Consider the following 15,244-nt stretch of genomic DNA (forward strand, 5'->3'; position numbering starts at 1 on the left):
GGTTGTCCGTCACCTGATATTTATGATGACGCGACATTACGGTTATCCAGGACCTTTGACATCTGCCAGTTTCTGGCTTTGCGAGACGTTTTCAGAGATATTTTCACGGTGATGCAACGCGTACATTGGGTACGGAATCGCGTACGCAAAAATGCCCGGCAAGCGGCTGTGCTTACCGGGCATCAGAAGGGTGTTTAAGCCAGCGCCTGGGCCAGCAGTGTAATCGGATGCTCGCAGCGAAGGCTCGTGGACATCTCAATCTGCCATTTGCAGGTTTCGCAGTCGGTGACCACCAGATCTGCGCCGCTCTCTTCTATCTGGCGGAACAGTGGTGCGCCGATGGCTTGTGAGGTGGGGTAGTTCTCTTTTTTGAAACCGTAAGTACCCGCAATACCGCAGCACTGGGAATCCAGCACTGTTAACTCAAGCCCTGGGATTTTACGCAGCAGCTCCAGGGTGTAGAGCGTCCAGCCCATTTTTTCCATATGGCACGGAGTGTGATAAACCACTTTTAACGGCAGCGGTTTCAGCGGCAAGGTTTTGCCTTCGTCCAGCTTGCGCCATAACCAGCGAGTCGCCAGTTCGATGTGATCGCGCAAGCCTTTGTTGTCGACATTCAGCACTTCCGGGTATTCGTCGCGCAGGGCAAATGTACAGGTAGAGGAGGTGGCTATCACCGGAATGCCTTTTACCCCCACAGCCTCGCGGATCGACTCCACGTTAGTGATCGCCTGTTTACGCGCTTTGTCGGTAAAGCCGTTGGCGATTAGTGGTACACCGCAGCATTTTTCTTTACTGAGTAATTGCACGCCAGTACCCATCGCGTTGAGCACTTTAATTAAATCTTTACCTAACTGCGGATGGTTGTAGTTAACGAAGCAGCCGTGGAAAAAGGCAACCTGGTCTTTATACTGCGCCTGCTGGGCCGCCACGCTGCGATACCAGCGGCGGAAAGTGCCGAAGGAGTATTTCGGTAGTGTGCGGCGATGATCGATTTTTAACGCCGCATCAAGCAGCTGCCGCACTGGTTTCAGCGAAGTAGCGGTGTTGACGATTGGCGCGAACGGCGTGGAAACGCTACCCATCAGGTCGGTATGACTCAACACAAAATTGCGCAGCGACGGGCGAGTGGTGTCATATTTCGCCCGCGCGCGCTGGATGATATCGCCAATCTTCACATCGGACGGGCAGGCAACTTCGCAACGTTTGCAGTTGATGCAATATTTCAGCGCCTCGTCATACAGTGCGCCATCTTTCAAACGCAGACGCTCACCATCCGGCCCGGCTTGTTTTGGCCCTGGATAGCCCGGATTCACTCGGCTTACCGGGCAGGCGGTAGTGCAGACGGTGCACTTAATGCAGTTTTCAAAGCTGGTGTCGTTCATTGTTGGCCTCCTGCGCGTTGGGCAATCTGTTGAGCGGCATGTAAAGCACTGACGGCACAAACGCCGCCGCCGCATCCCTGGGCGATGGGATCAAATCCACCCAGCACCGAACCGATGGCAAACAGGTTCTCAATGGTTTGCCCTGCCTGCGACGGACGTAGCGCCTCGTCAGTGGTTACGCCGAACTGTTGCCACGGTTGGGCGGCAAAAAAATCTCCCTTATACCATTCACCCCGCGTGGCGGTTTGCAGCACATCAAGGCCGAGAATCGGCTCACGAATGCCGTCACGTTCTGCCACCAGCCCGCCGCTAAAGAAACTGCCGCTGGCGAGCACGGCAAAGCGTGGACGCAGCGGGATATCGGCGTGATTGCGGGTCCATATTTCACTCACCTCGCCATTTTTACAGGTCACTTTTTTCACTTCATCGCCCGGCATCCACACGCCGCCCTGACGCACAAACTGACGTTGAAGCTGATTTTGCAGACGAATACCCAGCACGGATGGCGGCAGCGTGGGCAAAAGCATAAGTGAACAAGGTAGTTTTTCATTCAACCAGTGCCACAGCTTGTCATCGGCCAGGCCGAAGCAGGCGGGTATCAGGATCATTTCGCAGGTATTGGCGACAGGAATAAGCGCATCAATTAACAGCGGCCAGTTTTCTTCGTTATCAAGGAAACGGGCGATATTCACCGCGCGAAACTCGCTGGCGTTATTGCGCAGGACATCCAGTTCAGGCAGTTCTATTTCTGCGGTTTCAACTGCAAGGCTGAGTTCGCGCAACGAAGCTGCCGCAAGGTGCGCCTGAAAATCCATCAGGCCGCTAATTCCCACAACACAAATTTTCTTCGCGGGCAGTGGCCAGACGGGGACTTCTGGCGAACTTAGCCAGGTTGAGCGCAGGGTGCCGAGCGGCGTAATCCGCTGGTGGGCCAGTTCCACGCTGCCCTGTAATTGCGCACCGCTTTCGGCAATTAACGCTTGCGCCTGGCAAGCGAGATCGAGTACGCGTTGTGACCCGAGAAGAGAGTAAGGATGGGCAGGTGCCTGCTGACGCAAAGATTCCAGTCCACTGTGAATGTCTGTCACCGGCTGACCATCTGGCAGATGGCTCAGCAAATCCAGCGATCCGGATGAGAAATGCAGCGCACTTTGACCACGCGTAACAATGGCACAGCGCAGGCCATGCTTTTGTAGTTGCAGGCCACAGAGTAATCCGGCGAGGCCGCCGCCCATAATGACAGTATCAAAGCGCATCTTTCTGCTCCTTCTCCAGACCACACAGTCCTTGATAAACCCAGCGGGTAAACTCGCTTTCGCGTAGTGCGTCTCCCCAGGCTATGGGTTGCACGCCTTTCCAGCGTTCGTTAAGGAAGGTGGAAAGTTGCTCAATAGATTGCGCGGACGTCGTGACGTTAAAACGTTGGAGCAGTCCGGCAGCGCGGCAGGCGCAGAGCTCACCCTGGCAGGTTCCCATCCCCACACGAGTGCGACGACGTAAATCTAACAGGCTATTAACGTTCAGATTTTCGACCGCGTACTGCACTTCACCCGCAGTTACCGCTTCGCACTCACACACTAGGCTGCGATGCAAACGGCCTTCGCTTAGCCAGGCGGGTGTGCGATCGCCATGACGATAAACCGCAGAACCGCGCAGCGGGGCAGGCAGGGAGATGACTTTACGCAAGGTGACTTCAGCGGGCTCCTGTGAACCAGGGAGTGCCAGATCGGCGGTCGTACAGGGGCGCGTGTTGCCCAGCTTGCGGCATATAGCGTCAGTAGCCCATTCAGCCATCAGCCGATAGGTCATCAGTTTGCCGCCGGTGATGGTGATAAATCCGTCCAGACCATCGCGTTCAGCATGGTCGAGCAGCACGATGCCACGGCTGACGTTACGTCCGCTCGGGTCGTCATCGCTGGCAACCAACGGGCGCACGCCAGAGTAGGCCCGCAAAATGCGCGTTTTCGCCATAATGGGGGCCAGTTTTTCCCCTTCACGTAGCAGAATATCGACTTCTTCTGCAGTCACTCGATTATCGTCAATCTCATCGTAATCAATACGTAATGAGGTGGTACCAATCAGCGAAATGGTATCGCCAGGCACCAGAATATCGGCGTCGGAAGGTTTACGACAGCGGTTGATCACATGCTGATTAATGCGGTGATCCATGATCAGCAGCGATCCTTTCGCCGGGAACATGCGAATACGCAGATCGGCATATTCGGCGATATGTTGCCCCCAGATCCCAGCGGCATTAACCACGACAGGTGCATGAAGGGCCTGAGTTTCGCCGGTGAGATGGTTACGTACACGAACACCGCACACCGTCGCGCCTTCACGAATCAGCCCCGTGACTTCATGAGCGGTAAGGATAACGGCACCGTGTTCTTTGGCATCCAGCATGTTTGCTGCGGTCAGACGAAATGGATCGACGGTGCCATCCGGAACTTTCACCGCGCCAATCAGTGCCGGGTTTACGGCGGGTTCGATAATGCGCGCTTGCTGAGGATCAATGGCTTCTGCGCTGATCCCTGCTTCCTGGCAAGCGCGGATAAAAGTGGCCTGGAAAGAGAGCTCATCTTCCGGCAAGGTGATAAATAGACCGTTGGTCGGTTCAACGCAGTGACGTGCGATGCGTTTCAGTATCTGGTTTTCACTAATGCATTCGCGTGCAGATTCCGCATCCGTTACCGCATAGCGCGCGCCGCTGTGCAACAGACCGTGGTTGCGCCCGGTGGCGCCGGTTGCGATGTCATGGCGCTCAACCAAAATCACGCGCAGCCCGCGCAGGGCACAGTCTCGGGCAATCCCGGCTCCCGTTGCGCCGCCGCCAATGATAATCACGTCACTTGATTGCGAGTCGCGAGTTTTCATTGTTATCCCTCTGAAGTTCGTTTTTTACCATTTAGCCATAGTAAAAATATGAATTGTTTGATTTCGCGCATATTCGCTCATGATTCGAAAGTGAAACGTGATTTCATGCGTCATTTTGAACATTTCTATCATCATGTTTAATAATGTGTGCTGCAACTCACATTTAATTTATGAATGTTTTTTTAACATCACGGTAGCTCAAGAAATGGCAGGTTCTCCCACTGAATCAAGCTGTTAATCATAAATAAGATCACGGGCCACGGAGGCTATCAATGTTGAGTATTTTTAAACCTGCGCCACATAAAGCGCGCTTACCTGCCGCGGAGATCGATCCGACTTATCGTCGGTTACGCTGGCAAATTTTCCTGGGGATATTCTTTGGTTATGCTGCTTACTATTTGGTTCGTAAGAACTTTGCGCTCGCTATGCCTTATCTGGTCGAGCAGGGATTTTCACGCGGTGATTTAGGTTTTGCCCTTTCGGGGATCTCGATCGCTTATGGATTTTCGAAATTCATCATGGGTTCGGTGTCGGATCGCTCGAATCCGCGCGTTTTCCTCCCTGCAGGTTTGATTCTGGCGGCGGCAGTGATGTTGTTGATGGGCTTTGTACCGTGGGCGACGTCGAGCATTGCGGTGATGTTTGTACTGTTGTTCCTCTGCGGTTGGTTCCAGGGGATGGGGTGGCCGCCGTGTGGTCGTACTATGGTGCACTGGTGGTCGCAGAAAGAACGTGGCGGCATTGTGTCAGTGTGGAATTGTGCGCACAACGTCGGTGGTGGTATTCCGCCTCTGCTGTTCCTGCTGGGGATGGCCTGGTTCAATGACTGGCACGCGGCGCTCTATATGCCCGCTTTCTGCGCCATTCTGGTGGCACTGTTTGCCTTTGCGATGATGCGCGATACTCCGCAATCCTGTGGCTTGCCGCCGATCGAAGAGTACAAAAATGATTATCCGGACGACTATAACGAAAAAGCGGAACAGGAGCTGACTGCGAAGCAAATCTTCATGCAGTACGTGCTGCCGAACAAACTGCTGTGGTACATCGCCATCGCCAACGTGTTCGTTTATCTGCTGCGTTACGGCATCCTCGACTGGTCACCGACTTATCTGAAAGAGGTTAAGCATTTCGCGCTGGATAAATCCTCCTGGGCCTACTTCCTTTATGAATATGCAGGTATTCCGGGCACCCTGCTGTGCGGCTGGATGTCGGACAAAGTCTTCCGCGGTAACCGTGGGGCAACCGGCGTCTTCTTTATGACACTGGTGACCATCGCGACTATCGTTTACTGGATGAACCCGGCAGGTAACCCAACCATCGATATGATTTGTATGATTGTTATCGGCTTCCTCATCTACGGCCCTGTGATGCTGATCGGTCTGCATGCGCTGGAACTGGCACCGAAAAAAGCGGCAGGTACGGCAGCGGGCTTTACCGGGTTGTTTGGTTATCTGGGCGGTTCGGTGGCGGCAAGTGCGATTGTTGGCTACACCGTGGACTTCTTCGGCTGGGATGGTGGCTTTATGGTAATGATTGGAGGCAGCATTCTGGCGGTTATCTTGTTGATTATTGTGATGATTGGCGAAAAACGTCGCCATCAGGAATTACTGCAAAAACGCAACGGAGGCTAATGGCATGAAATTGACGCTGAAAAACCTTAGCATGGCGATCATGATGAGTACTATGGTCATGGGAAGCAGTGCAATGGCGGCAGACAGTAGTGATAAAATAGTGATCGCTCATCGCGGTGCCAGTGGATATTTGCCGGAGCATACGCTGCCAGCAAAAGCGATGGCGTACGCGCAGGGAGCGGATTATCTGGAACAGGATTTGGTGATGACGAAGGATAACCATCTGGTTGTTCTGCACGACCACTATCTTGATCGTGTTACTGATGTCGCCGAGCGTTTCCCGGACAGAGCGCGTAAAGACGGTCGTTACTACGCGATAGATTTCACGCTGGATGAAATTAAGTCACTGAAATTTACTGAAGGCTTCGATATTGAAAACGGTAAAAAAGTACAGACTTATCCGGGGCGTTTCCCGATGGGTAAATCTGACTTCCGGGTGCACACCTTTGAAGAAGAGATTGAATTTGTTCAGGGGTTAAATCACTCTACCGGGAAAAATATCGGTATCTATCCAGAAATTAAAGCGCCGTGGTTCCATCATCAGGAAGGGAAGGATATTGCGGCAAAAACGCTGGAAGTGCTGAAGAAATATGGTTACACCGGTAAGGACGACAAAGTTTATTTGCAATGTTTTGATGCCGATGAACTGAAGCGTATTAAGAATGAGCTGGAACCAAAAATGGGCATGGACCTCAATCTGGTACAGCTGATTGCCTATACCGACTGGAATGAAACGCAGCAAAAACAGCCGGACGGAAGCTGGGTTAATTACAACTACGACTGGATGTTCAAGCCGGGGGCCATGAAACAGGTGGCAGAATATGCTGATGGTATTGGCCCGGATTACCATATGCTGATTGAGGAGACATCACAGCCGGGTAATATCAAACTCACTGGCATGGTGCAAGATGCCCAGCAGAATAAACTGGTGGTGCATCCTTATACTGTGCGGTCGGATCAACTGCCAGAATACAGCACTGATGTGAATCAGTTATATGATGCCCTATATAACAAAGCGGGTGTAAATGGGCTGTTTACTGATTTTCCTGACAAGGCGGTAAAATTCCTTAATAAAGAGTAATGTTATTGCAGGATGGCGTTTATGCGCCATCCTGTTTCACCTCAAATTTTACCACTCATCACTAATTGCTCCGTGCATGTCTGTAGTAAACTCAATGGACTACCTTCTACCGGCTTTTCTTTAGCCAACAACGAAATCTGTCGATAGAAGGTCGGTTCGAGAGGAACGGAACACAATTTACCTGCAATGGTTTTCAGCGTTAATTCTGGTAATAAGGCAATGCCTAAGCCCTGACGAATAAAACTGATCGCTGTATCTGGGTGATTAAATTCATATTTTATTTGTGGGGTAATATTTTTTTCTTTAAATAGCGCCATAATGCTTAATTCATAGCGTCCTTTACTAATAATTAATGGTTCACCCATTAACTCTTCTACTGTAATAGTGCTGTTTTTTGCCAGAGCATGGTCTGGCGGTAATACTACGGTAAATTTATCCTGATAAATGGGCACGGAGTACATTCCGCTTACAGGAAAATGAACAAAACCGGCATCAATGGTTTCATTCTGAAGCGAATCAATAATCGCTGTGCTATTTTCTTCAAAAGGAATAATTTTTATATTCGGATGATGAATTTCAAAGTAGCGAATCACAACTGGTAAAATACAGGCACAGACGCTGGGGAAACAACCAAGTCGCAGCGTTCTTTGAGGGGTCTGTTTTTCCTGTTCAGCTATCTCTTTTACTGCGTTAACTTCCCGATTAATGGCGCGCAGATGATGCACAATGCGGTGACCTGCTGCGGTCAGGTGTATAGCTTTACGGCGATCGCGTAACAGTATATTCACACCAAGTTCTTGTTCGAGGGCAGCAATTGCCTGACTTACCGCCGACTGCGTCATGAACAATCGCTTGCTGGCTTCAGTAAAACCATCGTAATCCAGCACGGCGAGTAAAGAATTTATTTGAGTAAGGGTCATTAGAGTTTACTAATTAATAACATTAAAACGATTAATTTCTCTAATAGCATGCCGCCATTTATACTTCTGTTCTGCAAAGTACATCACAATTTGACGCAACCGCAGTAACGGGAGTGTTGTCTGCGTGCGTCATCCTGACAGGCGGTAGGGTATGAAAGAGAAGTTATGGACGAAGGATTTTTGGGCAATAACCATCATCAGCTTTATTATTTTCTTCGTTTTTTATGTTTTACTAACATTGTTGCCAATTTATATCTCTGACCGCTTACATGCCTCTCCTGATAAAGCCGGTTTGTTGGTGACCTTATTTTTAATTGCCGCTATTGTTATTCGCCCCTTTGCCGGGCAATGGGTGGGTAAATATTCGAATAAAACTATTCTGGTGCTCTCCTCTCTGGCCTTTTTGTTGGTCACTGCGTTGTATCCTTTTTGCCACTCAATTGAATCACTGCTTTTTATTCGGGTGCTTCATGGTATTACCTTCGGGATTATCACTACGGTAAAAGGAACGATTTTCGCGCGGCTGATCCCGGCCTCCCGACGTGGGGAGGGCATCAGTTTTTTCTCTCTGGCAATGGGGCTGGCAATGGTGGTAGGGCCGTGGGTTGGTCTGAATATGGCGCGCTGGGAAGTCTTTAATTTGGCTTTCTGGATATGCACTGGCGTTGCAGCGGTGGGGATTATCCTGTCGCTGATTATGACCGTGCCGCCGGTCATCAGCCATGCCGATGGTTCAAAGCCGAAAATGGGCTTCGCCGCCATGTTCGATCGCGCGGCGTTGCCGTTTGCGATGGTCACATTCTTTATGACCTTTTCGTATGCCGGGGTTTCTGCTTTTCTGGCACTTTATGCTCGCGAACTTAACCTGATGTCGGCTGCCAGTAATTTCCTGCTTTGCTACGCTATCTTCCTGATGATCTGCCGTACCTTTACTGGCAATGTCTGCGACAAAAAAGGACCGAAATATGTGGTTTACCCTTGCCTTATGTTCTTTACGGTAGGGCTGGTGGTTCTCGGCTACACCCAGGGAAGCATAATGATGGTTGTTTCTGGCGCGTTGATTGGTATCGGGTATGGTTCCGTGACGCCAGTTTTTCAGACGCAGATTATCAGTTCAGTGGAACCGCATAAAATCGGTGTCGCAAACTCTCTTTTCTTCAATGCGATGGATGCAGGTCTGGCGCTGGGAGCCTTTGTCATGGGGATGATGGTTGCACATACTGGCTATCGGATGATTTATCTGCTGGGCGCACTATTAGTGGTAGTGGCTGGTGGAATCTATGCGCTGCAAATGAAGGGTAAAAGCGGCGTCATGCTAGTAGCGGCAAAAGAAATTCATTAATACACACGTTTCATTAAGATCTTCTTCAGGTAACCATCTATAGTCATTGTCGTTAATAAAAACGACAGGCGACAGGGTATGGCAGTTTCAGAAAAGTACGACGAATTTAATCACTGGTGGGCAACAGAGGGCGACTGGGTTGAAGAGCCTAACTATCGCCGTAATGGTATGAGCGGGGTGCAATGCGTCGAGCGCAACGGCAAAAAGCTGTATGTAAAACGCATGACGCATCATCTGTTTCATTCCGTACGTTATCCGTTAGGCCGCCCGACGATTGTGCGTGAGGTCGCGGTAATTAAAGAACTCGAACGGGCCGGCGTCATTGTTCCAAAGATCGTTTTTGGTGAAGCGGTGAAAATTGAGGGGGAATGGCGCGCGTTGCTGGTGACTGAAGATATGGCAGGATTCATCAGTATTGCTGACTGGTATGCCCAGCATGTAGTGACGCCTTATTCTGAAGATGTACGGCAAGCCATGTTGAAAGCAGTGGCGCTGGCGTTTAAGAAAATGCATAGCGTTAATCGTCAGCATGGCTGTTGTTATGTTCGCCATATCTATGTGAAAACAGAAGGTAAGGCAGAGGCTGGTTTTCTTGATCTGGAGAAAAGTCGTCGCCGTTTGCGTCGCCATAAAGCGATTAGTCATGACTTCCACCAGCTGGAGAAATATCTGGAGCCGATCCCCAAAGCGGATTGGGAGCAGGTGAAGGCATATTATTACGCCATGTAATCATTGCAGGCCAGATAAGCCGTATAAGCGTCGCACATGGCAGCTATTAGCGCATGCCATGTTGGATGCGGCGAAACGCCTTATCCAACCTACGAAAAGCCGTTGCAGGCCAGATAAGAGGCGTAGGCGTTGCATCTGGCACTAAAACCAATTCACATCTCGATTTCAATATCGCCTTTTGCCCGGCAACAACAGGGCAAAATTTCCCCCGGCTGAATAAAGGCTAACGGCTCGGCAATCCAGTCCACCTGGCCTACGACAAGGCGCGTGCGACAGGAACCGCAGTAACCTTCGCGGCACTGATACTCAACCGCCACATTGTGCGATTCCAGCGCTGCCAGAAGGGAAGGGTGTTCATCCTGGCACAGCAGCTGTGTGCCAGTGATGCGCAGGGTAACGCGGGCCATCAGAGCTGGAAGTTACTTAAATCGTCGGTGTCCACTTCCGAATCGATCTGACCGACCAGATAAGAACTCACTTCCACTTCCTGCGGGGCGACCTGCACGTTATCCGATACCAGCCAGGTGTTGATCCACGGGATTGGGTTGGAGCGCGTCTGGAATGGCAGATCCAAACCGACTGCCTGCATACGGATATTGGTGATGTACTCGACGTACTGGCAAAGAATGTCTTTATTCAGGCCAATCATCGAACCGTCACGGAACAGATAATCGGCCCAGTCTTTCTCTTGCTGTGCCGCCTGGACAAACAGGTCATAGCACTCCTGCTTACACTCTTCGGCAATTTCTGCCATTTCCGGATCATCCGCGCCGCTGCGCAGCAGATTCAGCATATGCTGGGTGCCAGTCAGGTGCAGGGCTTCGTCACGGGCGATCAGGCGAATAATCTTGGCGTTGCCTTCCATCAGTTCACGTTCCGCAAAGGCAAAGGAACAAGCAAAGCTGACGTAGAAGCGGATCGCTTCCAGCGCGTTAACGCTCATCAGACAGAGATACAGTTTTTTCTTCAGCTGGCGCAGGCTAACGGTCACGGTTTTACCGTTAACAGTGTGGGTGCCTTCGCCCAGCAGATGCCAGTAGCTGGTCATTTCGATCAGCTCATCGTAATAGCGGGAGATCCCTTCCGCACGTTTCTGGATCTGCTCATTGGTGACGATATCGTCAAACACAACAGACGGATCGTTAACGATATTACGAATGATATGAGTATAGGAACGGGAATGAATCGTTTCTGAGAATGCCCAGGTTTCGACCCAGGTCTCCAGTTCCGGGATCGAGATCAGCGGCAGCAGCGCCACGTTCGGGCTACGTCCCTGAATGGAGTCCAGCAGCGTCTGATATTTCAGGTTGCTGATGAAAATGTGCTTTTCGTGTTCCGGCAGTGCCTGGTAATCGATACGGTCACGAGAAACGTCAACTTCTTCCGGACGCCAGAAGAAAGAGAGCTGCTTTTCGATCAGCTTTTCGAAGATGTCATATTTTTGCTGATCGTAGCGAGCCACGTTGACCGGCTGACCAAAGAACATCGGTTCTTTGAGCTGATCGTTTTTCGTCTGTGAAAAGGTGGTATATGCCATGAATGTGTCCTGTTGGGAGTTTAATGCCGGATAAGGCATTTTACGTCGCATCCTGTGCCTGATGCGACGCTGGCGCGTCTTATCAGGCCTACAAACCGAGCCGTAGGCCGGATAAGGCGTTCACGCCGCATCCGGCATCTCAAAATCAGATCTTACAGGCGCCGCTTTCGCAGCCATCATCCTGAATTGACGGCGCCAGATCGTCCTGCGCGTCTTCAGCGCCGTCACGAGTGTTCTGATAATACAGCGTTTTAACCCCGAATTTGTAGGCGGTGAGCAGGTCTTTCAGCAGTTGCTGCATCGGCACTTTTCCTGACGGGAAACGTGACGGATCGTAGTTGGTGTTAGCAGAGATCGACTGATCGATAAATTTCTGCATGATACCCACCAGTTGCAGGTAGCCATCGTTACCCGGCATTTCCCACAGCAGCTCATAGGCGTTGCGCAGGAGCTCGTAGTCCGGCACCACCTGGCGCAGAATACCGTCTTTCGACGCTTTGATGCTGACGTAACCGCGCGGCGGTTCAATGCCGTTAGTGGCGTTAGAGATCTGCGAAGAAGTCTCCGACGGCATCAGGGCAGAAAGCGTGGAGTTACGCAAACCGTGCGTTTTGATTGACTCACGCAGTGCTTCCCAGTCGTAATGCAGCGGTTCATTGGCGATGGCATCCAAATCTTTTTTATAGGTATCGATCGGCAGGATCCCTTTCGCATAAGTGGTTTCGTTAAACCATGGGCATGCGCCTTGTTCTTTCGCCAGCTCATTAGACGCTTTCAGCAGGTAATACTGAATGGCTTCAAAGGTTTTATGCGTCAGGTTGTTGGCGCTGCCGTCGGAGTAGCGTTTACCGTGCTTCGCCAGGTAGTAAGCGAAGTTGATCACACCAATACCCAGCGTACGACGACCCATTGCTCCACGTTTGGCTGCCGGGATCGGGTAATCCTGATAATCCAGCAGCGCGTCGAGTGCGCGAACCGCCAGAATTGCCAGCTCTTCCAGTTCATCCAGGCTGTTAATTGCGCCCAGGTTAAAAGCAGACAGCGTGCACAGCGCGATTTCACCGTTCTCGTCGTTGACGTCGTTCAGCGGTTTGGTCGGTAGAGCGATTTCCAGGCACAGGTTAGACTGGCGCACTGGCGCAATAGCCGGATCAAACGGGCTGTGGGTGTTACAGTGGTCAACGTTCTGAATGTAGATACGACCGGTAGACGCACGTTCCTGCATCATCAGCGAGAACAGCTCAACGGCTTTCACACGCTGTTTGCGGATGCTGTCGTCTTTCTCATATTTGGTATACAGACGTTCAAACTCTTCCTGATCGGCGAAGAACGCGTCGTATAGCCCCGGTACGTCGGACGGGCTGAACAGAGTGATATCTTCACCTTTCAGCAGACGGGTATACATCAGTTTGTTGATCTGTACCCCGTAATCCATATGACGCACGCGGTTGCCTTCCACACCACGGTTGTTTTTCAATACCAGCAGGCTTTCGACTTCCAGATGCCATATCGGGTAGAACAGCGTTGCCGCACCGCCGCGCACACCACCCTGGGAGCAGGATTTCACCGCCGTCTGGAAATGTTTGTAGAACGGAATACAACCGGTGTGGAACGCTTCGCCACCGCGGATCGGGCTACCCAGCGCACGAATTCGCCCGGCGTTGATGCCGATACCGGCACGCTGGGAAACGTATTTAACAATCGCGCTGGAGGTCGCGTTGATGGAATCCAGGCTGTCGCCGCACTCGATCAGCACGCAGGAGCTGAACTGACGAGTAGGGGTACGCACGCCGGACATGATTGGCGTCGGCAGCGAAATTTTAAATGTGGAAACCGCGTCGTAAAAACGCTTCACGTATTGCAGGCGCGTTTCACGTGGGTAGTTCGAGAACAAGCACGCGGCAACCAGAATATAAAGGAACTGGGCGCTCTCGTAGATTTCGCCGGTCACTCGGTTCTGTACCAGATATTTGCCTTCGAGCTGTTTAACGGCAGCATAAGAGAAGGTCATATCTCGGTCGTGATCGATAAACGTGTCCATCTGCTTGAACTCTTCTTCCGTGTAGTCTTCCAGCAGATGATTATCGTATTTGCCCATCCCGACCATTTTCACCACATGGTCGTACAGCGCAGGCGGCTCAAACTGGCCGTAGGCTTTTTTACGCAGGTGGAAGATCGCCAGACGTGCGGCGAGATACTGATAATCCGGTACTTCACGGGAGATCAGGTCAGCTGCGGCCTTAATAATCGTTTCATGAATGTCTGACGTTTTAATTCCATCGTAGAACTGGATGTGTGAACGTAGCTCGACCTGTGAAATCGACACGTTGTGCAGCCCTTCCGCTGCCCAATCCAGCACGCGATGAATTTTGTCGAGGTTAATGCGCTCTGTGCGACCGTCACGCTTCGTCACCAGCAGACTCTGATTCATGTGATTGTTACCTGTCCGTGAAAAAGGAAAATATCCCCCTGATTTATCCACAATTGCGCCAGGCGTAAAACCTGTGGATAAATACTATATGTAGGGGGTTGTTGATTAATTTAACGCTATATGGTGAGTATTCTAGTCTGGATTCTTTTGAGTACAAGAGTTGATTTTGACGCTAAATTGAGGTTGGGAAAGAGTAACAAACGCGAAGTCCACGGCGCATCAGGGTTGGCGGGGATGTCAATAATATGCAAAAAAAAATGAAAATTTGATCAAATGCTGATTTCTTCATCAAAGCGGTAAATAGCGCAAATGATACAGCGCAATTTTATTGTGGTGGCAATACTATTGATTGGTCGGCGTTATGTAGGCCGGATAAGCGAAGCGCCATCAGACATTGCTGTCAGAGGCACAGCCTGGTGGCGACGCTGGCGCGTCTTATCCGGCCTACAGGTGACTTATTCGGTTTTGGCGGTAGTGTGCAGCATATAGTTAACATCCACGCCGGGGCCGAGCTTAAAGGAGTTAGTGATCGGGTTGTAATGTAGCCCGGTCATATGACGCTCTTTTAAACTGGTCTGATCCACCCAGCCCAGCAATTCTGCCGGTTTAATAAACTTCTTCACATCGTGCGTGCCTTTAGGCACCATGCGCAAAATATATTCCGCACCGACCACCGCCATCAGCCACGACTTGCCGTTGCGGTTAAGTGTGGAGAAAAAGACATCGCCGCCTGGTTTCACCAGTTGCGCACAGGCTCTCACCACTGACTGCGGATCGGGAACGTGCTCCAGCATCTCCATGCAGGTCACCAGATCATACTGCCCGGCATGTTTAGCTGCGTGCTCTTCAACGGTTTCTTGCACGTACTCCACCTGAATGCCGCTTTCCAGCGCGTGCAGCTTTGCCACCTGCAATGGCTCAAAGCCCATATCCAGACCGGTCACCGTTGCGCCTTCGCGTGCCATACTCTCGGCCAGAATGCCGCCGCCACAACCGACATCGAGCACCTTTTTGCCAAATAAACCACCAGCACGCTCGGCTATATAGCCCAGACGCAGCGGATTAATACGGTGCAGCGGTTTGAACTCACCTTCCAGATCCCACCAGCGGGAGGCGACGGCTTCAAATTTAGCGATCTCTTCGTGGTCTACGTTATGGTTTACCGGCGATTTTTCGGCATTCATTGGCACTTCTACTCCGTAATTGGCAAGACAAACGAGTATATCAGGCATTGGAGGTGAATAAAGCGTATAGGTTTACCTAGATCTTCGCGGCTGTGTTATAATTTGCGACCTTTGAATCCGGGATACAGTA

12 protein-coding genes are annotated in these 15,244 nt (G+C 51.1%); 4 read left to right on the forward strand and 8 right to left on the reverse strand.

The annotated features are described in order from the left end of the window. Positions 1–194: 194 nt before the first annotated feature. From glpC to glpA, 3 genes are read right to left on the reverse strand one after another with little or no spacing between them, the layout of a single operon-like run. A complete protein-coding gene (glpC, locus tag A7090_RS09175; RefSeq protein ID WP_001000377.1) occupies positions 195–1,385 on the reverse strand; it encodes an anaerobic glycerol-3-phosphate dehydrogenase subunit GlpC in 1,191 nt (396 codons plus the stop codon). Then, positions 1,382–2,641: a glycerol-3-phosphate dehydrogenase subunit GlpB gene (glpB, locus tag A7090_RS09180; RefSeq protein WP_105273785.1), complete on the reverse strand. Its 1,260-nt coding sequence runs from the start codon at positions 2,639–2,641 to the stop codon at positions 1,382–1,384. Before glpB ends, glpC begins: the two co-directional genes overlap by 4 nt. Further along, on the reverse strand, positions 2,631–4,259 hold the full coding sequence (glpA, locus tag A7090_RS09185) for an anaerobic glycerol-3-phosphate dehydrogenase subunit A (protein ID WP_105273786.1): 1,629 nt from the start codon (positions 4,257–4,259) through the stop codon (positions 2,631–2,633). Before glpA ends, glpB begins: the two co-directional genes overlap by 11 nt. 272 nt (positions 4,260–4,531) lie before the next feature. Here glpA and glpT point away from each other — a divergent pair, with 272 nt between their 5' ends. Together glpT and glpQ are read left to right on the forward strand one after the other, a co-directional pair. Continuing rightward, positions 4,532–5,890 (forward strand): glycerol-3-phosphate transporter, encoded by a 1,359-nt coding sequence (gene glpT / locus A7090_RS09190; RefSeq protein WP_105273787.1) that lies wholly within the window; start codon positions 4,532–4,534, stop codon positions 5,888–5,890. 4 nt (positions 5,891–5,894) lie between these two features. Next, positions 5,895–6,971, forward strand: coding sequence for a glycerophosphodiester phosphodiesterase (gene glpQ, locus A7090_RS09195; protein WP_105273788.1), 1,077 nt, complete (start codon positions 5,895–5,897; stop codon positions 6,969–6,971). Positions 6,972–7,012: 41 nt separating this feature from the next. Here the strand turns inward: glpQ and A7090_RS09200 are convergent, their stop codons facing one another. After that, positions 7,013–7,891, reverse strand: coding sequence for a LysR family transcriptional regulator (locus A7090_RS09200; protein ID WP_105273789.1), 879 nt, complete (start codon positions 7,889–7,891; stop codon positions 7,013–7,015). Positions 7,892–8,042: 151 nt separating this feature from the next. On the opposite strand from A7090_RS09200, the gene A7090_RS09205 reads away from it, so the two are divergent. Both A7090_RS09205 and inaA read left to right on the forward strand, forming a co-directional pair. Further along, positions 8,043–9,233, forward strand: a complete 1,191-nt coding sequence (locus tag A7090_RS09205) for an MFS transporter (RefSeq protein WP_105273790.1) — start codon at positions 8,043–8,045, stop codon at positions 9,231–9,233. Positions 9,234–9,311: 78 nt separating this feature from the next. Beyond that, complete coding sequence (gene inaA, locus A7090_RS09210; RefSeq protein WP_105273791.1) at positions 9,312–9,962, forward strand: lipopolysaccharide kinase InaA; 651 nt, start codon at positions 9,312–9,314, stop codon at positions 9,960–9,962. Positions 9,963–10,114: 152 nt separating this feature from the next. Here inaA and yfaE read toward each other — a convergent pair whose 3' ends face one another. From yfaE to ubiG, 4 genes are all read right to left on the reverse strand, one after another. Next, a complete protein-coding gene (yfaE, locus tag A7090_RS09215; protein ID WP_105273792.1) occupies positions 10,115–10,369 on the reverse strand; it encodes a ferredoxin-like diferric-tyrosyl radical cofactor maintenance protein YfaE in 255 nt (84 codons plus the stop codon). Further along, entirely contained in the window at positions 10,369–11,499 is a 1,131-nt protein-coding gene (nrdB, locus tag A7090_RS09220; RefSeq protein WP_105273815.1) for a class Ia ribonucleoside-diphosphate reductase subunit beta, read from the reverse strand. Before nrdB ends, yfaE begins: the two co-directional genes overlap by 1 nt. A 145-nt stretch (positions 11,500–11,644) precedes the next feature. Next, the gene (nrdA, locus tag A7090_RS09225; RefSeq protein WP_105273793.1) at positions 11,645–13,930 is read right to left on the reverse strand and encodes a class 1a ribonucleoside-diphosphate reductase subunit alpha; all 2,286 of its coding nucleotides are present in this window, start codon (positions 13,928–13,930) and stop codon (positions 11,645–11,647) included. Between the two features lie 455 nt (positions 13,931–14,385). Beyond that, on the reverse strand, positions 14,386–15,114 hold the full coding sequence (gene ubiG / locus A7090_RS09230; protein WP_105273794.1) for a bifunctional 2-polyprenyl-6-hydroxyphenol methylase/3-demethylubiquinol 3-O-methyltransferase UbiG: 729 nt from the start codon (positions 15,112–15,114) through the stop codon (positions 14,386–14,388). Positions 15,115–15,244 lie beyond the last annotated feature (130 nt).

The sequence above is a fragment of the Escherichia sp. MOD1-EC7003 genome, assembly GCF_002965065.1.
In the GTDB taxonomy this organism is placed as follows: domain Bacteria; phylum Pseudomonadota; class Gammaproteobacteria; order Enterobacterales; family Enterobacteriaceae; genus Escherichia.

Coding starts and splice junctions, on each gene's coding strand:
- glpC (WP_001000377.1), bottom strand. CDS start 1,385: ATGAACGACACCAGCTTTGAAAACTGCATTAAGTGCACCGTCTGCACT.
- glpB (WP_105273785.1), bottom strand. CDS start 2,641: ATGCGCTTTGATACTGTCATTATGGGCGGCGGCCTCGCCGGATTACTC.
- glpA (WP_105273786.1), bottom strand. CDS start 4,259: ATGAAAACTCGCGACTCGCAATCAAGTGACGTGATTATCATTGGCGGC.
- glpT (WP_105273787.1), top strand. CDS start 4,532: ATGTTGAGTATTTTTAAACCTGCGCCACATAAAGCGCGCTTACCTGCC.
- glpQ (WP_105273788.1), top strand. CDS start 5,895: ATGAAATTGACGCTGAAAAACCTTAGCATGGCGATCATGATGAGTACT.
- A7090_RS09200 (WP_105273789.1), bottom strand. CDS start 7,891: ATGACCCTTACTCAAATAAATTCTTTACTCGCCGTGCTGGATTACGAT.
- A7090_RS09205 (WP_105273790.1), top strand. CDS start 8,043: ATGAAAGAGAAGTTATGGACGAAGGATTTTTGGGCAATAACCATCATC.
- inaA (WP_105273791.1), top strand. CDS start 9,312: ATGGCAGTTTCAGAAAAGTACGACGAATTTAATCACTGGTGGGCAACA.
- yfaE (WP_105273792.1), bottom strand. CDS start 10,369: ATGGCCCGCGTTACCCTGCGCATCACTGGCACACAGCTGCTGTGCCAG.
- nrdB (WP_105273815.1), bottom strand. CDS start 11,499: ATGGCATATACCACCTTTTCACAGACGAAAAACGATCAGCTCAAAGAA.
- nrdA (WP_105273793.1), bottom strand. CDS start 13,930: ATGAATCAGAGTCTGCTGGTGACGAAGCGTGACGGTCGCACAGAGCGC.
- ubiG (WP_105273794.1), bottom strand. CDS start 15,114: ATGAATGCCGAAAAATCGCCGGTAAACCATAACGTAGACCACGAAGAG.